The 18264-nt window shown below is 67.3% G+C and carries 20 protein-coding genes; 4 read left to right on the top strand and 16 right to left on the bottom strand.

Features of this window, described 5'->3' with window-relative positions; translation table 11 throughout:
- Positions 1–3: 3 nt before the first annotated feature.
- Positions 4–738, bottom strand: a complete 735-nt coding sequence (locus tag ACJH71_RS02275) for a cutinase family protein (protein WP_406756398.1) — start codon at positions 736–738, stop codon at positions 4–6.
- 60 nt (positions 739–798) lie between these two features.
- Positions 799–2271 (bottom strand): hypothetical protein, encoded by a 1473-nt coding sequence (locus ACJH71_RS02270; protein ID WP_406756397.1) that lies wholly within the window; start codon positions 2269–2271, stop codon positions 799–801.
- 117 nt (positions 2272–2388) lie between these two features.
- Between ACJH71_RS02270 and ACJH71_RS02265 the strand changes: the two genes are divergently transcribed.
- Positions 2389–4287 carry a hypothetical protein gene (locus ACJH71_RS02265; RefSeq protein ID WP_406756396.1) on the top strand — a complete coding sequence of 633 codons (1899 nt, stop codon included), beginning with the start codon at positions 2389–2391 and terminating at the stop codon, positions 4285–4287.
- Positions 4288–4306: 19 nt separating this feature from the next.
- Here the strand turns inward: ACJH71_RS02265 and ACJH71_RS02260 are convergent, their stop codons facing one another.
- From ACJH71_RS02260 to ACJH71_RS02205, 12 genes are all read right to left on the bottom strand, one after another.
- The gene (locus ACJH71_RS02260; protein WP_406756395.1) at positions 4307–5005 is read right to left on the bottom strand and encodes a TetR/AcrR family transcriptional regulator; all 699 of its coding nucleotides are present in this window, start codon (positions 5003–5005) and stop codon (positions 4307–4309) included.
- A 12-nt stretch (positions 5006–5017) separates the two neighbouring features.
- On the bottom strand, positions 5018–5449 hold the full coding sequence (locus ACJH71_RS02255) for a hypothetical protein (protein ID WP_406756394.1): 432 nt from the start codon (positions 5447–5449) through the stop codon (positions 5018–5020).
- Positions 5450–5528: 79 nt separating this feature from the next.
- Positions 5529–6635 carry an o-succinylbenzoate--CoA ligase gene (gene menE, locus ACJH71_RS02250; RefSeq protein ID WP_406756576.1) on the bottom strand — a complete coding sequence of 369 codons (1107 nt, stop codon included), beginning with the start codon at positions 6633–6635 and terminating at the stop codon, positions 5529–5531.
- A gap of 50 nt (positions 6636–6685) precedes the next feature.
- The gene (locus ACJH71_RS02245) at positions 6686–7003 is read right to left on the bottom strand and encodes a DUF3349 domain-containing protein (protein ID WP_406756393.1); all 318 of its coding nucleotides are present in this window, start codon (positions 7001–7003) and stop codon (positions 6686–6688) included.
- Positions 7004–7061: 58 nt separating this feature from the next.
- Complete coding sequence (locus ACJH71_RS02240) at positions 7062–7352, bottom strand: hypothetical protein (RefSeq protein WP_406756575.1); 291 nt, start codon at positions 7350–7352, stop codon at positions 7062–7064.
- Between the two features lie 5 nt (positions 7353–7357).
- Complete coding sequence (locus ACJH71_RS02235; RefSeq protein ID WP_406756392.1) at positions 7358–8563, bottom strand: anion permease; 1206 nt, start codon at positions 8561–8563, stop codon at positions 7358–7360.
- A 43-nt stretch (positions 8564–8606) separates the two neighbouring features.
- Positions 8607–8912 carry a hypothetical protein gene (locus ACJH71_RS02230; RefSeq protein ID WP_406756391.1) on the bottom strand — a complete coding sequence of 102 codons (306 nt, stop codon included), beginning with the start codon at positions 8910–8912 and terminating at the stop codon, positions 8607–8609.
- Positions 8909–10186 (bottom strand): anion permease, encoded by a 1278-nt coding sequence (locus ACJH71_RS02225; protein WP_406756390.1) that lies wholly within the window; start codon positions 10184–10186, stop codon positions 8909–8911. The genes ACJH71_RS02230 and ACJH71_RS02225 overlap by 4 nt, the downstream gene beginning before the upstream one ends.
- 113 nt (positions 10187–10299) lie before the next feature.
- Positions 10300–10704 carry a VOC family protein gene (locus ACJH71_RS02220; RefSeq protein ID WP_406756389.1) on the bottom strand — a complete coding sequence of 135 codons (405 nt, stop codon included), beginning with the start codon at positions 10702–10704 and terminating at the stop codon, positions 10300–10302.
- A complete protein-coding gene (locus tag ACJH71_RS02215) occupies positions 10704–11588 on the bottom strand; it encodes an SDR family oxidoreductase (RefSeq protein ID WP_406756388.1) in 885 nt (294 codons plus the stop codon). The genes ACJH71_RS02220 and ACJH71_RS02215 overlap by 1 nt, the downstream gene beginning before the upstream one ends.
- 98 nt (positions 11589–11686) lie before the next feature.
- Complete coding sequence (locus ACJH71_RS02210; protein ID WP_406756387.1) at positions 11687–12589, bottom strand: 1,4-dihydroxy-2-naphthoyl-CoA synthase; 903 nt, start codon at positions 12587–12589, stop codon at positions 11687–11689.
- Between the two features lie 27 nt (positions 12590–12616).
- Complete coding sequence (locus tag ACJH71_RS02205) at positions 12617–13564, bottom strand: aldo/keto reductase (RefSeq protein WP_406756386.1); 948 nt, start codon at positions 13562–13564, stop codon at positions 12617–12619.
- A gap of 80 nt (positions 13565–13644) precedes the next feature.
- Between ACJH71_RS02205 and ACJH71_RS02200 the strand changes: the two genes are divergently transcribed.
- Both ACJH71_RS02200 and ACJH71_RS02195 read left to right on the top strand, forming a co-directional pair.
- Positions 13645–14193 carry a TetR/AcrR family transcriptional regulator gene (locus ACJH71_RS02200; RefSeq protein WP_406756385.1) on the top strand — a complete coding sequence of 183 codons (549 nt, stop codon included), beginning with the start codon at positions 13645–13647 and terminating at the stop codon, positions 14191–14193.
- A 23-nt stretch (positions 14194–14216) separates the two neighbouring features.
- Positions 14217–15050 (top strand): amidohydrolase family protein, encoded by an 834-nt coding sequence (locus ACJH71_RS02195; RefSeq protein ID WP_406756384.1) that lies wholly within the window; start codon positions 14217–14219, stop codon positions 15048–15050.
- Between the two features lie 53 nt (positions 15051–15103).
- On the opposite strand, the gene ACJH71_RS02190 is transcribed toward ACJH71_RS02195, so the two are convergent.
- The gene (locus ACJH71_RS02190; protein WP_406756383.1) at positions 15104–15805 is read right to left on the bottom strand and encodes a metal-dependent phosphohydrolase; all 702 of its coding nucleotides are present in this window, start codon (positions 15803–15805) and stop codon (positions 15104–15106) included.
- Between the two features lie 742 nt (positions 15806–16547).
- Here ACJH71_RS02190 and ACJH71_RS02185 point away from each other — a divergent pair.
- Positions 16548–17501: an o-succinylbenzoate synthase gene (locus tag ACJH71_RS02185; RefSeq protein ID WP_406756382.1), complete on the top strand. Its 954-nt coding sequence runs from the start codon at positions 16548–16550 to the stop codon at positions 17499–17501.
- Between the two features lie 4 nt (positions 17502–17505).
- On the opposite strand, the gene ACJH71_RS02180 is transcribed toward ACJH71_RS02185, so the two are convergent.
- The gene (locus tag ACJH71_RS02180) at positions 17506–18195 is read right to left on the bottom strand and encodes a sensor domain-containing protein (RefSeq protein WP_406756381.1); all 690 of its coding nucleotides are present in this window, start codon (positions 18193–18195) and stop codon (positions 17506–17508) included.
- Positions 18196–18264 lie beyond the last annotated feature (69 nt).

Raw genomic sequence — 18264 nt, 5'->3', positions numbered from 1 at the left:
CACTCAGAGGTGGGCGGCCGCGTATTCGGCGCCCTGTTCGGTCATGCCGTTGACGCCGTACGACGCGTGTGCAAAAGGCGGCCCGCCGGCGGGTGCGCCGTTGCAGATGGTGTCGCCGTCGGCGCACAGCTCCAGGGCCTTGGAGGCGTACTGCGGACCGATCCGCACCGGTGGCGCGCCGTTCGGCTGGAGGAACTCCGCCGAGGGCGTGCCGAACAAGACGACCGCGGCAACGTGGTCGGCCACCGAAGGCGGCATCGGGTGGGGGATGTAGGCGAGATAGTCGGCGGGGACTTCCTTGGGGATCTCGGCCGAGGTGGTGTAGCCGGCCAACGCCGCGCCTTGTGAGAAGCCGCCCAGCACGATTCGAGTTCTGGGGCAGTTCGCGGCGGTGTTCTCGATGTGGCTGCCGGCGTCGCGGATACCGTCGACGACGGTGCGGGCGAAGTCGATCCCGCCGCCGAAATCGTTGCTGGCGGCGTAGTTGACCGGATACACCTCGAAGGAGCGTTCACCCACCTTGGCGTGTAGGGCATCGACGAAGGATTGACCGATGCCACCGACGCCGGGAGGCTCGCCGGTGCCGCGGGCGAACACCACCTCGACGTCGGGGCAAGGTTGTGCCGCGACGGACGGGACGACGGGGGCCGCCAGTGCGGCACCGCCCACCACCATCGCCGCACCCAGGTACCGGGTGATGCGCCGTGCCTGCGTTGCGACCGCTGCAGTGATGTACATAGTGACCTTCATTCGTATCGTCCACCCTGCCCGGGCTTAAGAGCTGAAACGCAGTTTCGGCTACCCGCCGTCAGCTCCCGATAAACGCGCTTCGCCGCCTTCGGCTGAGTCGTCGCTTCCGCGATAGATCTTCGGTCCACCCGCGGGTGCGGTGCTCGGCGAGTCCGCGGACCGGAAGATCCGGGGTGTACCGGGCTCGCCGGGCTTGGGGCGGTCGTCTGCGGGCACCGTCAAGCGTCCGACGACGATGGCCACCACCAGGCCGCACAGCGCCAGGCCGCACAGCACCACGTCGAACGTACTGGTGATCTGCTGCGCGAGTCCGTTGCCGTACACCGGGTTCGCCCATGCGCTGGCGCGTTGGGCTTCCGCGACCCGCGGAGCCAGACCGACACCCACCACGACGCGAGCGATCGTGAAACCGAACAGGACGGCGCTCACCGACCAGACGGCCGCTGCCGGCACCGACCGATTGCCCAGGTTGAGCCGCAGCCAGATCGCGATGACCACGGTCACCACGTCGAAGGAAGCCATCGCGGCGCTGTCGTACGGCGAATACGGCAGTTCCAGCCCGACCGCGACGCTGAGATCGACGATGCGCATGAGCGCGGACCCAAGACTCCAGATCGCGATGAGCAACAACGTGTTCCGGGTTGCCCCCAGCCACGTCGCCGCCGCCGCGCCGCGCGCTGCTGCCACCGCGAACAGCGCCCCGGCGGCCACCCATACGAGGTAGCCCTCGAAGCCGACACCGGCCGTGGAGGTGTTCTGCGCGATCCCGTGAAAGCCATCGATGTCGCGGCCCACCGGCAGCACCCACACCAGGGTCCCGGCGATCAGAGTGGCCCCGCCGAGCAGCACAACGCCGAGCTGGGACGCCTTGTCGCGCTGCAGGACCCACTTCGACGCGACGAGTACCGTGACCCACGCCACCGCCCCGTACACCACGGCGGTCGCAATGATCGCGACTTGCTGTCGACCGAAGCCGCTCGTGGAATGGGCGTCCGGCAGGGCGTAGCGCACCCGCCAATACAGGTTGAACAGCACGCTCAACGTGGCGCCGGCGATCGATGCGTAGCCGAGGACCCGGACCGTGCGCCGCCACAGGCGCACCGGCCCGGCGAGCACCGGCTGCGCGGCGAGCAATGCCCCTGCAGCGCCCAGCAGGGCACCCGGCCCGACCCCGCCGGGTGGCCGCGGGCTTCCGCCGTAGCGGACGGTCTGCACCACGTCGGCGGCCACCACACCGAGTAGCAACACCAGATACGGCGCGCTGAACAGCAGCCGCAGCCTTCCCGCGACGGCGGGATTGTTGGGTACGCGCAGGATTCCCCAGGGCCCGATGTAGGTCGCGGCGATCGCTGCCAGCGCGAGCACGGTGGCCACCGCCAGCGCGGCGAACAGTCCGGGCTTGCCGGCCGGAATGCCGGCACCGAAGTACAGGCTCCACGGCAACGCCGGCGCCGCGAGCAGCAGTGCCGCAGCGGTCGCATCGCGGCCGATATTCCAGCTCCTGGTCGACTCGGCGATCACCTGCTCACCATAACCGCGGCAGGGGCATACGCCATTGAACTGCGAAGATCGATCCGCTCGATGGTCGATCCGCGCGGCTAGACTGGCTAAGCGAGTGGCCGCGGAAGGAGACGCGCAATGGATGTCGCGCTCGGAGTGTCGGTTACCGGCGCGCTCGCCCGCTTGGCGCTCGTCGAATCGGACGCCTACGGCGATGCTGTGCTCGACGAGTCGATGCTCGATCTGACGAGCAATCCGGCCGAAACGCTGATCGAGACCGTGACCGGAACCCACCGCATGTTGGCCGAAGAGGGCCACCGGCTGGCTGCTACCCGCCTGTGCTGGTCGGACTCGGACTTGATGGCGGAGGTTCGCCGCGCCCTGGAGGACGCGGGAGTCGAGAACGTCTCCGAGCAGCCCCAGGCGCGCTCGGCAGTGGCTTTGGCGCGCAACGCCTCGGGCGAGGACGGCGAGACGACGTGGCTGCCGGCTCCGGCGGCCGACGCGACGATGGCTGCGCCCGTGCTGACGGAGTCCGGTGTCCCGGACGGAACGTCCACGGTGCTGGCCCCGGCGGTTGACGACGGAGAGTCGGAACAGCAGCTCGCGTACTCGATGACTGACGATGACTCCGAGCTGCTGCCGGTGGAGTACGCCGAGGGCGACTACGAAAGCTACGAGGGCTACGACGCTTACGGCGCCGAATACGGCGAAGACGACGCCGGAGACGAGGAGCCGGCGTCCCCACCCCCGCCGGTGGGGCGTGCACTTCTGGTGGGCAGCTCGGTCGGTGGGATTCTGGTGGCTGGGTGCGCGGCGTTGGCCGTGGCCGTGACCATCGGCATTCGCCCGACGGCCGCATCCACGCCGGCGCAGCCTCCGGTGGTGGCGCAGCCGCCGCAGGCCCAGCCGGTGCCCGGCAATTTCATGCCGGTACTGCCTGCCCCGAAGCCGGCGCGGATACCCGCTCTGCCGGCACCGGCGCCTAATCCTGTTGTAGCCCCGGCGAACCCGGCACCGGCTATCGTTGCTCCGGCGCCGGTTCTTCCGGCGCCTCCGGCAGCGCCCGCACCCGCGCCGCCCGCGGTGATTCCGTTCCCGATTCCGATCCCGATCATCACCGGGCCCGTTGGCGGCGGCGGCGGTTGGCTGCCCGGGTCGGGTGGCAGTGGCAGCGGCGGCAGCGGGTCCGGCCGTGATCACGGCGGGGGTGGCCATACTGGCGGCGATGCCGGTTCGGGCGGCACTGGCACCGGCGGCGCAGGCGGCAATGGTTCCGGCGGCACTGGAGCTGGCGGCGCAGGCGGCAATGGTTCTGGCGGCACGGGTTCGGGCGGTACTGATTCGGGTGGCACCGGTTCCGGCGATAACGATTCCAGCGGCGGCCATTCCGGCGGCAGCGACTCGGGTGGTGGGCATTCCGGTGGCAGCGACTCGGGTGGTGGCCATTCCGGCGGTACCGGTGCGGGTGACGGCAGCGCTGGCGGATCCGGCAGTAACCCGGGCGGATCGGGTAGTGGTTCGGGTGATTCCGGCGAGAGCGGCTCGGGTGGCCATCCGGGTGGGTCCGGTGGAACCCCTGGCGGCTCTGGTGAGAGCGGTTCGGGCGGTACCGGAGCGGGCGGTGACTCGGGCGGACCCAGTTCGGGGGGCTCCGGCAGCGAGGCGGGTGGATCTGGCGGTGTCGGCTCGGGCGGTTCGGGGTCGAGCAACGGCAGCTCGGGCGGAGCTGGCAGCAGTGCCGGTGGTGATTCCGGAGGTTCGGGGAGCGGCGGCTCCGGCGGCGCTTCCTCCGGTTCCGGTAGCAGCGCCGGCGGTTCCGGTGGCGGGTCCAGCTCCTCGGGTTCCAGTGGTGACTCCGGGGGTGGTTCCGGAAGCGGCTCGAGTGGCGGGTCGAGTGGTGGTTCAAGCGGTGGCGGCTCGAGTGGCGGCTCGAGCGGTGGGTCGAGTGGCGGTTCGAGCGGCGGCGGTTCTGGCGGCGGTTCCGGTGGTGGTTCCGGCGGTGGATCGGGTGGCGGGTCCGGTGGAGGCGACTGATCCCGCGGCACTCGCTACGTCACAGCGTGATGCGCTTGACCATCGCCTCTACCTGTTTGCGGTCCAGCACAATCGTTGACCCGTCAGGTAATCCGAGGATCCGGTCCGTTGCGATGCCGTGCAGTTTGATCCGCTTCATGCAGTCATCGATGGCCTGACGGCGCGCCTTCGCGTCAGGCGCATCGAGCACCTGCATGACGTTCCTGCGCAAGCTGGCCGCGAAACCTTGAATCATGTCGCCAACACCTTCGGGATCGAAGGTGTTGAACACCCCTTCGTGGACCCCGTCACTGATGAGCTCGGTCAGTACCGGTCGAAACAGGTCCTCCCAGGTGTCCACGATCTTGGCGAACAGGCCGCGGTTGTGCGGCGCAAACAGTGCCGTCATCGCCGCGATCTGTTCGGCAGACCCCATCGCCATCTTGACGTCGTAACTGGCCACCAGCCCGCGATTGAGGCGCTCCAGGGCGCTCGTGCCCGGCCGGTCGAAGACCGGACGCAACGTTTCCAACACCGCGTCGGCGCTGCGCTGCGCCAGCGCGATGACCAGCGCATCTTTGGACGGAAAGTAGTGGTAGAACGCGCCTTTGGGAATGCCTGTCACGGCCAGGAGTTCGTTGAGGCTGACGTTGTCATAGCCACGTTCGAGAAAGAGCACCAGCGCCTGATCGAGCAGCTCGGCCCGCCGGATATCCCTGGGTTTCACGACACGGCGCATGACGGTATTGAATCAGTCGGATTTCTTCAGCCATCCCACGTAGGTCAGGTATGCGCCGCACAGGGCAAGCAGTCCGAACCCGGCCCGCACCACATCGATTGCTCCGCTCGATGTCTCGGTAGCGGATTCGGCTCCGTGGATGATCAACTGCGGTGCGGCAAGCAGGACGAATCCGCGCAGCAGCAGGAACCAACCGAACAGCGAAATGATCACCGCGGCCACGCTGCGCCAATATTGGTGAAACGCAACGATGAACAGCCCGCCGCCGAACAGCAGTGCGCCCAGCACCCACGGCCACATCGGGTCGGTCGAGAAACTCGACAGCAGGTCTCCGATACTGCCGGCCCTGATCGCGACGATGGCGGGAACCACGGTGATGAACGGCCCCAGGACGCGCGCGAAGGAGCGCGTGCGCTGCGCGGACTTAGTCGGTGTGTGCGTCATTGCGACCCCTTTCGCCGGCAGCGCCAGCAAGGCGGCTGCCAGTCCATTAGACCGCTGGTCTATAAATTAGACCAGCGGTCTAATTCGACGCAATTCCGTCGGCAGAAAACCTTTGTGCCAGTGCCTTTCGGTCCAACTTGCCGATTCCGTGTCGGGGGAGCGCGGCCACGATATGCAATTCGCGGGGGGCTGCCGTGGTGTCCAGAGATTCCGCGACGTGGGCGCGCAACGCTTCGAGCGTCGGTGGCGTCGCGCCGGCCACCACGATCGCTGCAACGACGCGTTGCCCCAGCCGGTCGTCGGCGATCCCGAAGACCGCGCAGTCGGTCACCGCGGGATGGGTCGATAACACCGCCTCGACTGGTCCCGGAAGCACCGTCAAGCCGCCGGTACTGATCGCGTCGTCGGCGCGGCCGAGCACCGTCAAACGTCCCGAGGAGTCAAGGGCGCCAATGTCATTGGTGGTAAACCAGCCCGGCTCGGCGAACGGGTCCGGTTCGACGGGATTGCGATAGCCCTGCGCCAGGGTCGGGCCACCGATGGCGATCCGTCCGTCGTCGCCGATACGTAGCCGGACGCCCGACAACGGCACCCCGTCATAGACGCAACCGCCGGCGGTCTCACTCATGCCGTAGGTGCGCACCACCCGCACCCCGGCGGCGACCGCCGTGTCCAGGATCGGTTGCGGCGCCGGACCTCCGCCCAACAGCACCGCGTCCAGCTCGGCCAGGGCGGCCGCGGCCGCGGGAGCCGCCAGTGCCTTGGCCAACTGGGTGGCGACCAGCGAGGTGTAACGCCGCCCGGAGCCGAGCGCCGCCACCGCGGCGGGAAGCTGCGCGACATCGAATCCCTCGGTGACATCGAGCTGTACCGGGGCGGTGCCGGCGGCCAAACTTCGCACCAGCACTTGGATTCCGGCGATGTGGTGTGCGGGCAACGCCAGTAGCCAGCGGCCCGGGCCACCCAACCGGTGGTGGGTGGCGGCAGCGCTGGCTGCCAGCGCCGCGCCGGTCAACAGCGCCCCTTTGGGCGCCCCGGTGGTTCCCGATGTCGCCACCACCAGTGCGACGTCATCGCCGATGGGATCGTCTACTCGCAGTGCGGTCAGGGCCGACGGATCGGTGTCCGGGCCTACCGGAGTGAACGCGGGGTCGTGACCGTCCAAAACACCCCGCAACGCGGGCAGGAGCGTCGCGACGGCATCACCGGGTGGGATGGCCAGTGCACGAAGGCGTGCTATGGGTTTCCTCCGTTGGTGGGGGCGTCGTTGGGCGCAGCGTCATCCAGCAGCCAGCCCTTTGCTGCCAACCGCTGTCGCACCCGTTCGATGTCGTCTGGAGCGGGCAGTTCGTTGGTCAAACGGGCGATCAACACCCCGATGTCGATGCGGTCGAACTCGCCGCGGCCGATCAATTCACGGGCGACATCTTTGACCTCGTCGTTGGTCAGGCGTCGTGACAACAGAGCCAACAGCGGAACGTAGTCGTTCTGCGGCACACCATCGGGGTACCCGGCGCGCAGCCAGGCGACGATCGAGGTGAGAAATTTGTTCATGCTGCGTCAACTTCCCCGCGCCGACACCGGAAGGAACATGTCAGCTGCAATGTTACGTCTAATCAAGGCCAAACACCTCGTCCCAGTTGCCCCAGTCATCCCACTGCCAGCCGATGCGGTGCTCGATGAAGTCACGGGCTATGAACAGCACGCCGGCCAATACCGCGGCGAGCAACAGCGCGAAGACGATCCACCGCAGCAGGGTCAATTCCCGGCGGTGCTCAGTCGGTCCGTCGGCCGATTCGCCCAGGCGCACCCCGATGGCGAACAATGCCGGCAGCGCGGTGCCGACCAGCAGGCCGAAGATCAGGATCTTGGCGGTGGCCACGTAGTCGAACCAGGTGCTCAAGGTGTTCACCCACCGACCCCCTCCGTGCGGTTCTCGCCAGTTGAACCAGGGGTATCAGGTTGCGGTGCAATCACTTCGAGGCCATCGGTCATATGTGCACCCCAATCGGCGGTGACATTGGTGTGATCGACCGGGACTTTGCGCGACTGCAGCCAGATGAGCGCCGAGACACCCACCAGCAGCACCAGTCCGGTGATGGTGCCGGGGTAGCCGCCGATACGGTGGATCAGGTGGTAGGTGCATGCACCGATGGCACCGGCCAGCGGCAGGGTGATCACCCAGGCGGTCGCCATCCGGCGGGCGACGCCCCAGCGCACGTTGGCCCCGGGCTTGCCCAGGCCCGAACCCAACACCGATCCGGTCACCACCTGGGTGGTGGACAGTGAGTAGCCGAAGTGACTGGACAGCAAAATGATGGCCGCCGAGGATGATTCGGCGGCCATGCCCTGGGGGGATTCGATCTCGACGAGACCCTTGCCCAGGGTGCGGATGACTCGCCATCCGCCGAAATAGGTGCCGGCGGCCATGGCGACCGCGCACGACACGATGACCCACAGCGGCGGTGTGACATCGGTCTTGTACGCAGCGCCGTAGGAGATCAGCGCGAGGAAGATCACACCCATGGTCTTCTGGGCATCGTTGGTGCCGTGCGCCAGTGACATCAGGGCGGCCGAGAACACCTGACCGCGCCGGAAGTCGCGCAGACTGCGTTCCCGGGAGACTCCCCGGGTCAGCCGGTAGACCAGCCAGGTTCCGACGGTGGCGACCAGCGTCGCGGCGAGCACGGCGATCACCGTCGGCACCAGCACCTTCGAGACCACCCCGGGCCAACGCACCCCGGCCGTGCCGGCCGCGGCCAGCATGGCCCCCACCACGCCACCGATCAGGGCGTGCGAAGAACTCGACGGGATACCGAACAGCCAGGTCGACAGGTTCCAGACGATGCCACCGACCAAACCGGCGAACATCACTTCCAGCGTCACCAAGTTGGTGACCACCAGATCCTTGGCCACCGTGGCCGCCACCTGGGTCGACATGAACGCGCCGACAAGGTTGAGCGTGGCGCACAGCGTCACCGCGGTCTTGGGCCTGAGCGCACCGCTGGCGATCCCGGTGGCGACAGCGTTGCCGGTGTCATGGAAGCCGTTGGTGAAGTCGAAAGCCAGGGCGGTGATCACGACCGTGATCAACAGGAACAGCTCCAAGGTCACCGTGCGGATTTTTGCAGCCGCACGCCTGCCTTGTCGAACCGGGTTAGGCGGGCTTGGCCCCGAGCAGGTACCAGCCCAGGTGGTGCCCCAAGAAGTCGCGGGCGATGAAGAGCACACCGATGACCGCCACGGCCAGCACTAGCAGGAAGATCGCCCAGCTGAGTGCGAGCAGCAGCGGCCGGCGTCCGCCGGTCGCACCCGCAGTGCCGCCGGCGACGGCGGGGACGCCGCTGTTACCGGCCACGTTGACCCGCACCCCAACCGCGAACAGTGCCGGCAATAACCCGCCGACCAGCAGTCCGAAAACCAGGATTTTCAGGGTGGCTGCAAGGTTGAACCACTGACTCATGACCGGATGACCTCACGTGAATTGGGATCGTCGGTGGAGACGACAGTCAACTTGGCTCCGTCATGGCCGGTCTCGAAGGCCGATCGGAGGGCGTTCTCGACTTCGCGGCCCGCTTCTTCGGGTTGCACGCCGGGGGCGTCGAGACCCCCGGTGAGGGTGCCATCCCATTCGGCGTTGACGTTGTTGTGGTCGATGCGCGCCCGGCGCGACCGCAGCCAGATCGCCAGGACCGTGATGATCAGCAGCGCCACACCGATGGTGATGCCGGGGTAGCCGCCGATACCGTGGACCAGGCCGTATGCGCCCGAGCCGACTCCGCCGGCCATCGGCAGCGTCACCAGCCAGGCGGCCACCATCCGTCCGGCAACACTCCAGCGCACCTGCGCGCCCGGCTTGCCGACGCCGCTGCCCAGCACCGACCCGGTGGCGACCTGGGTGGTCGACAGCGAGTAACCGAAGTGGCTGGAGAGCAGGATGACCGCGGCCGCGGAGGACTCGGCGGCCATGCCCTGCGGCGGCTTGATCTCGACGAGGCCCTTGCCCAGGGTGCGGATGATGCGCCATCCGCCGGTGTAGGTGCCCGCCGACATGGCCAGCGCGCAGCTCACGATCACCCACAGCGGCGGCAGCGTGGCCGACGTGCTCACCGCGCCGTAGGACATCAGCGCGAGGAAGATCACGCCCATGGTCTTCTGCGCGTCGTTGGTCCCGTGTGCCAGCGAGACCAGCGCGGCCGACCCGATCTGGCCGTGCCGGAACACCCTCTCGGACTTCTGCTCGTCGACGCCGCGGGTGATGCGGTAGACCAGCCAGGTGCCCACGGAGGCGATCACCGTGGCGATCACCGTGGCGACCACGGCCGGGACCAGGACCTTGGAGACCACCCCGTGCCAGATCACCCCGTGCCCGCCGACTGCGGCGATCATCGCTCCCACGATGCCGCCGATCAGGGCGTGCGAGGAGCTCGACGGGATGCCGAGCAGCCAGGTGAGCAGGTTCCACACGATGCCGCCGACCAGGCCGGCGAAGACGATCTCGAGGGTCACCAGATGGGCGTCCACCAGGCCTTTGGCGATCGTTGCGGCGACCGCGGTCGACAGGAAGGCGCCGAGTAGGTTCAGGCAGGCCGACATGGTGACCGCTGCCTTGGGCTTGAGCGCACCGCTGGCGATCGAGGTCGCCATCGCGTTGCCGGTGTCGTGGAATCCGTTGGTGAAGTCGAAGGCCAAAGCCGTGATCACCACGATGATTAGGAGGAACAGATCAAGGCTCACGAGAGCATCACGGCACTGATTCTGAGGCCTCGATGGGGCGGTTGTCTAACGATCGACCTCGCGAAACGCCGGTGTATGTCGAGACGTATCGAACTGTTTCCCCGTCGTTAACCTCAGGGCTTGCGGGGGCTGTCCTGGCGGGTATCGCGGCGCAGCGGATGGTCTTCAGGGACCTCTACGAAGATCAAGGTCAGGCCGTCGGGATCGGTGACATGCATCTCACGTAACCCCCACGGCTCGCGGCGCGCGGGCCGGGCGATGGGGACCCCGCGGCTCTCCAGTTCGGCCTGGGTGGCGGCGACGTCGCGGACCTGAAGCCACAGCGCCCCCGGGAAGCTCGCGCCGGCGTGTTCGGGTTTGCCGTGCCCGGCGAGTTCGATCAGCGACTGGCCGGCGAAGAACACCATCCCGGCGCCGTAGTCGCGGGCGATCGCCAGCCCGAGCTCGTCGCGGTAGAACCGCAATGAGCGTTGATAGTCGGCCGGACGGAGCAAGACCCGACTGGACAGGATCTCCATCAGTCCTCGACCGGCTCGATCCGGTTCCGCTTGACGATGGCGGTGGCCCAACCGGCGTTGAGGTTGTCCAGCGCGCGAAACGCCAGCGCGAGGCGCGGCGCGATGCGGATCGGGCGGTAGCGGGCCGCGTCGATCATCCACGCGCCGGCCTCCTGCGCGGTGAGCCCCGGCTTGCCCTGGAACGCCGCGGTGGGCGCGATCATCGGGGTCTTCACCAGCGGGTAGTACAACGTGGTGGACTGCACGCCGTAGCGGGCCCACTCGCTGTCGATGACCCGGCTGACGGCGCTCAGTGCGGACTTGGAGCCGTTGTAGACGCCGAACAGCGGCGAGGAGTCGGTGAACACGCCCCAGGTGGCGACGTTGATGATGTGGCCGTCGCCGCGCTCGCGCATCGCCGGGGCGAACCCGCGGATCAGCCGCAGCGGCGAGTAGTAGTTCAGCTGCATGGTCCGCTCGACGTCGTGCCAGCGATCCAGGGATTCGGCCAGCGGACGGCGGATGGAGCGGCCGGCATTGTTAACCAGGATGTCCACCCCGCCGAACCGCTCATCGACGTCCTTGACCAGGGCGTCGATCGCCGCCAGGTCAGACAGGTCGCACGCGATGGCGTGAGCGGTACCGCCGGCGGCGGTGATCCGCTGGACCAGTGCGTCGAGGTTTTCCTGGCGGCGGGCCACCGCGATCACCGTGGCGCCCGCTGCCCCGAACTGTTCGGCGCCGGCTTCCCCGATGCCCGAGGACGCCCCGGTCACCAGCACTCGCTTGCCGGTCAGGTCGATGGTCTTGGCGCCGGGCCGGTGCATCAGCTGCGCAGCGACCGGGGGACGCATGGTTGCCAGCGTGATCTGGTCGGACAGTCGGCGTAGTGGGCTTCGGCTCATGGTTAGCCAGTCTATGCGGGCGTTCTTTGCGTGCCGAGGCTGTAGTTACCGTGTGCTTCACTCGCACTTCTTCGCGCCAACTACAGTCTCGCGGGAGCTCAGAAGTACCGGGGGAACCTGCTCCAGTCCGGATCGCGCTTCTCCAGGAAGGAATCCCGGCCCTCGACGGCTTCGTCGGTCATGTAGGCCAGCCGGGTGGCTTCGCCGGCGAACAGCTGCTGGCCGACCAGTCCGTCGTCCAGAAGATTGAAGGCGAACTTCAACATGCGTTGCGCCTGAGGCGATTTGCCGTTGATCTCCTTGGCCCACTGCACGCCGGTGGCCTCCAGCTCGGCGTGGTCGACGACCTCGTTGACCGCGCCCATCTGGTGCATCTGTTCGGCGGTGTAGGTCCGGCCCAAGAAGAAGATCTCACGGGCGAACTTCTGGCCCACCTGCCGGGCTAAGTAGGCGCTGCCGTAGCCGCCGTCGAAGCTGCCCACGTCGGCGTCGGTCTGCTTGAACCTGGCGTGTTCGCGGCTGGCCAGGGTCAGGTCGCACACCACGTGCAGGCTGTGCCCGCCGCCGGCGGCCCAGCCGTTGACCAGGCAGATCACCGGTTTGGGCATGAATCGGATCAGCCGCTGCACCTCCAGGATGTGCAGCCGTCCGGCGCGGGCGACGTCGACGGTGTCGGCGGTTTCGCCGGACGCGTACTGGTAGCCGCTGCGGCCGCGGATGCGCTGATCCCCGCCGGAGCAGAACGCCCAGCCGCCGTCCTTGGGTGCCGGTCCGTTCCCGGTCAGCAGCACCACGCCGACGTTGGGAGACATCCGGGCATGATCCAGCGCCTGGTACAGCTCGTCGACGGTGTGCGGCCGAAATGCGTTGCGCACCTCGGGACGGTTGAACGCCACCCGTACCGTCGCGTCGCTGACGTGGCGGTGATAGGTGATGTCGGTCAGGTCGGCGAAGCCGTCGACGGTGCGCCAGATGCTCTCGTCAAAAGGGTTGCTGCTCACGCCTGCGACCGTACCGGGGCGGCGGCGTCAGGACTCCGGAGCTTGCCGGAACGCTTCGCGCAGGCTCGCCGCATAGTCCGGGCCCTGCCCGGGGGCGGTGATCGCGTCCAGCCGGGCGATGGCGTCGTCGCTCAGCGCGATGTCGGCCACCTTCATGTTCTCTTCCAGGTGGGCGCGCGATCCGGTGCCCGGGATCAGCAACGTGTTGGCCGAGGTGGTCAGCAGCCAGGCCAGTCCGATCTGGGCCGGGGTGGCGCCGGTTTCGTCGGCGATCTCGCGGACGACGGCGTGGTCGGTGACCTTGGGGAAGCCGGGGAACGCCGAGCCGAGCGGGAAGTACGGCACCCACGCGATGCCTTCGTCGGCGCAGAAGTCGAGCGCGTCCTCTTGGGTGCGGTCGACCAGGCTGTAGGCGTTCTGCACGCAGACGATCCCGGCCGGCAGGGCGCGCTGCAGCACCTCCAGTCCCACGCTGCTGATACCGATCGCGGCGATCTTGCCCTCGTCGCGCAACGCGACCATCTCGGCCAGCTGGTCGTCGAGGTCGACGTTCTGATCACCCTCGGGAGTCGGGGCGGGGCCGAGGTCGTAACGCCGCAGGTTGACCACCGGCACGGTGTCCAGGCCCAGTTGGCGTAGGTCGTTCTCGACGGCGGCCCGCAGTTCGCCGGGCTTCTGGGCGGCGGTCAGCGGTACCGGGCCGACGCCGGTGTAGGCGGCACCGACCTTGCTGACGATCACCAGCTCGTCGCGGTAGGGCGCCAGCGCCTTGCGGATGCGGTGGTTGACCTCGCCGCCGGCGTAGAAGGACGCGGTGTCGATGTGGTTGACGCCCAACTCGACCGCGCGGCGCAGGACCGCTATGGCGTCGTCGGTGGAGACTTTCTCGTCGAGCTGCATGGCGCCGTAGCCGACACGCGCCACGGCCGGTGCGCCGATGCGGCCGAGGCCGCCGGGCTGGGGTTGGTCTGTCATGGTGCTCCTAGTGAGACACTGGTAGAGATGCGGAGGATCCTCCGCTTAGGCAGCGTAACAGAAACGGAGGTACCTCCGCTTTGGCTGGGAGATCCGATGCCCGCCGCAACCGAGAACGGCTGTTGGCGGCCGCCGCCGCCGCGTTCGGCGGCTCCGACGGGAGTCCGGTTCCGCTCGAATCGATCGCCCGCGACGCCGGTGTCGGCATCGGCACGCTCTACCGGCACTTTCCCAATCGTGAGGCGCTGGTCGAGGCCGTCTACCGCGCCGAACTGGGCGATGTGGCGGCCGTCGCCGAACAGCTGGTCACCCGCCACCCGCCGAAGGTGGCGCTGCGCCGCTGGATGGACCGCTACGCCGGCTTCGTGGCGGCCAAGCGGGGGATGGCCGAGTCGTTGCGTGCCATCGTCGAGTCCGGCGCGATGGAGCCCAACGAGACGCGCGAGCGCATTGTCGGCGCGGTCGATCTGCTGCTGCGGGCCGGCGCGCAGGACGGCAGCCTGCGCGCTGATGTGCGCGCCGACGACGTCGTGTCCAGCCTCATCGGCATCTTCTTGACCAGTGGCTCGCCCGAGCAGACCGGGCGCCTGTTGGATCTTTTGGTCGCCGGAGTGGCCGCCACCGGCTGATCAAGCTGTCTACGGTGGGGACGATGACCATCGACGTGTGGATGCAGCACCCGACCCGGCGGTTCCTCGACCACGACATGTTGGCGTCCCTGCGACGCTGGACCGGCGGGGCGATGCCCGACGCGGAGATCCCGATCGAGGCCACCGTGTCGGCGATGGATGCCGCGGGCGTGGATTTCGGACTGCTCAGTGCGTGGCGCGGCCCCAACGGCATGGACCTGGTCTCCAATGACGAAGTCGCCGGATGGGTTCGAGCGCACCCGAATCGGTTCGCAGGACTGGCCACCGTCGACCTGGACCGTCCGATGGAGGCAGTCCGCGAACTGCGGCGTCGGGTCCGCGACGACGGTTTCGTCGGACTGCGCGTGGTGCCCTGGTTGTGGAATGCGCCGCCTACCGATCGGCGCTACTACGCGCTGTTCGCCGAGTGCGTGGAACTCGGCGTGCCGTTCTGCACCCAGGTCGGGCATACCGGCCCGCTGCGACCGTCGGAGACCGGTCGTCCGATTCCCTACATCGACCAAGTGGCACTGGACTTTCCCGAACTGTCCATCGTGTGCGGACACGTCGGCTACCCGTGGACCGAGGAGATGGTCGCGGTGGCCCGTAAGCACGAGAACGTCTACATCGACACCTCGGCCTACACCACCAAGCGGCTGCCGGACGAGCTGATCCGGTTCATGCGAACCCGCACCGGGCAGCGAAAAGTGTTGTTCGGCACCAACTATCCGATGATCATGCACGCCCATGCGCTCGACGGTCTCGACGATCTCGGTCCTAGTGATCAGGCGCGGGCGGATTATCTGCGCGGGAACGCCGAGCGGGTGTTCGGGTTGGGTGGGGGCCATCGGCGCTGATGAGGTAGTTGTCGGTCGCGGCAACCTGCGCTACCGCACTGGATTCTGGCTTCTCAGCAGCAACGCTGATTTCGGCGCGAGTCCGCCTGCACGGATTGCGCGGTGCTATCGAGACGCTCGAGTTCGGTTTTGAGATTCACCCGGGCGGCCGCCTCCCACCGGGCGTGTGCCGGCCCCGTGCGGTAAAGGGCAGGACCGTCGAGGAGGGAACGCAGGACCTGCGACCGTCCAAGCCTGAATTCCTTTTCGGAAACACGGGCGTATTCGGCGCGGATCGCTTCCGCGTAGGCAGCGTAGCTTTGGGCCGCCGATGCGAGGACCGCCAGATCTGCGTCGCAGAGCACTTCACCGTTGCGATCGCCGGAATCCGGCTTGTGGCTGGCGGTTAGTCGCACGAGTCGCGCGACTTCGATGACCAGTGCGGGCGCTACGTTCAAGTCCGCGAGATCTTTTTCCGCCAGGGCAGCGCTGTTCTGCTCATCGTCGGAGAAACCTGTGTAGACAGCGTCGTGGTACCAGGCGGCTAACCGTACCGCGTCGGGGGTGGCGGCGTGATCCGCGAGCTGATCGACGTGACGCAGCACCTTCCGCAGGTGGGTTACGTTGTGATACCGGCGGTGCGGTTCGGACCAACGGGCAAGCAACTGACGGCCGACGTCGGTCTTACCCGACTCAGCGCTGTGCCTTCCGATCAGCGACTGCCAGGCGGCCAAGAGGTCGGCGGTCTGGTAGCGCTGCGATTCATCGACGACCAATGGATTCCTTGGGATACGCCACAGAGTTTTCGCTAAGCAAGAGTCATTCCGTCGTAATTCTCGGAGCAGAACATGCAAGGATCGTTTCGTTCGCTACCGTAATTAACATATGACGCTACGGCCGTGACTACTGATGCGGCCGTAGCTGGGTCAAGGGTCGGTTCATCTGTGGTTGTAAGCCCAGGCTCCAGGGCGCCGATACTGGCGACTAGCGGTATCTGGCTGTTCATGTCGCCGGTGGCATCGGCAGTGCAATCGCCATCGATGAACAATGTGTACAAATCATGCTCGGGGAACCCGTAGTTTAATCTCAGTACCCACCATTTTCCGGACCGCATGGCGGCATAGGGGAAGAATTTATACCCCGTACGCAACCACTCAGGGCGTGCGCTGGTGTCGATCGGCGGCGGCCCGCTTTGTGATGCATCTTCCAACGCCATAGTTTATGCGATTCTCTTCGGGTCGCTAAAAACCGTTGCCTCGCGATTTTCGTCTTTGTTGCCCATCAGATGTCCTTCGGGTGCTTCAGTTGATGCCAGTGGTTGGGAACCGCGGCCAAAATTCGTAATAGACCGCGTTAGTTAAGTTTGTTGCCCGCTAACTTGGCGGCTAACGACTCACACCAGCTCGCTTCAGCCTGTAATGCCTCGCTACTCACTCGCAGCGTCTGACCGACCATGACGGAATTCTAATTTCGAACGAGACCTGGCGCACCTCACGGTCGGACCGGCACCATAGACCGATGCCGCCACCCCTCGACGACATCCTTGACCGCCTACACGTGGTGGCGCTGCCGATGCGGGTCAAGTTCCGCGGGATCACGGTGCGCGAGGTGGGCCTGATCGACGGCCCGGTCGGCTGGGGGGAGTTCGGTGCGTTCGGCGAGTACGAACCGCCCGAGGCGGCGCACTGGCTGGCTTCGGCGCTGGAAAGTGCCTATGGCGAACTGCCCCAACGTCTCCGCGACCGCATCCCGATCAACGCAACGGTGCCCGCCGTCGACGCCGAGCGGGTTCCCGAGGTGCTGGCGCGGTTCCCCGGCGCGAAAACCGCCAAGGTCAAGGTCGCCGAACCGGGCCAGACCCTGGCCGACGACGTCGCTCGCGTGGAAGCCGTCCGCGCGCTCATCCCCACCGTGCGGGTTGATGCCAATGGCGGCTGGACCCTCGATCAGGCGGTCGAGGCGGCAAAGGCCTTGGGTGCACTGGAATATCTCGAACAACCCTGCGCCACCGTCGCCGAACTCGCGGAGCTGCGCCGTCGCATCGATACGCCGGTGGCCGCCGACGAGAGCATCCGCAAGGTCTCCGACCCCCTGGCCGTCACGAAAGCCGGGGCCGCCGATATCGCGGTGCTGAAAGTCGCGCCACTGGGCGGCATTTCAGCGCTGTTGCAGATCGCTGATCAGATCGGCATCCCGGTGGTGGTCTCCAGCGCGATCGACTCGGCGGTCGGTATCGCAACCGGCCTGCGTGCAGCGGCCGCGCTGCCGGACCTGCAGCACGCCTGCGGGCTGGGCACCGGATCGCTGTTCGTCGACGATATCGCCGAGACACCGCCGCAAGAGGATGGCTACCTGGCTGTACAGCGCGTCACCCCGGACCCCGCGCGGTTGCACGCCCTAGCCGCTTCGCCACAGCGGCGCCAGTGGTGGATCGACCGGGTCCGGGCCTGCCATCAACTGTTGCCGCAGTAAACCCTCACACGCTGGGCAGCCGCGCGTCGATCCCGTTGGCGATCGTGACGGCTTCGTCGCTGACGTAGAGCTTGCACGCCAGCACATCAATCGCGACGTTGTTGGTAACCCGCAGGGCCCGTTGACACGACCAACCCGCGCTGTCGTCCTGGTGCTGGGTCATCCACACCGTTGAGTCGACATCGGCGACCGCGTCAAACGTCCAGGACGTATCGGGGTAGCCGTCCTTGGCGGTCGCGAATGTCTGCTCGCCGCAAGAGTTCCAGCGCCGCGCGGTCGTGTCGAAGAAATTCTGCGCCGCGTCGCGGTTGGCGAACACCGTCGCGGCCTGAATCACGAAATGGTCTTGCGAGCTCTGGGTGAGGGTCTGGGCGAGGGTCGCGGTCCATTGCGCGTCGGCGTATACGGTTTTCTCGACGGGCATCCACGCCGCCAGACAGCCGTGTTCGGGGAATTGGCGACCGGAGTCGAACATCCGCGACCGGGAGTCTTTGACCCGCATGGCGCGCGCGCCCATGATCTCGCTCACCGTGGTCGCCTTCAGCAGCAGCTCCGGCAGCATGACAGCCGTCACCGGCCGGGGTCCGTCCTGGTCGGCCGGCACCGCCACGCCACCGGTCACCCGGGAACAGCCCGCCAGCACGGCACAGGCCAGCGCCAGCGTGCAGGCCAAGCCGACGCTCCGTATCCGCATCACCGTCCCCCAGCTGCGCAGTTGAGATCCTGACACCATAAAGCGTCGACGGGTCGCGTACCTTCACTC

The organism is Mycobacterium sp. SMC-15 (assembly GCF_045310925.1).
Classification (GTDB): Bacteria; Actinomycetota; Actinomycetes; order Mycobacteriales; family Mycobacteriaceae; genus Mycobacterium.
This window is presented reverse-complemented; position numbering and strand designations above follow the sequence as displayed.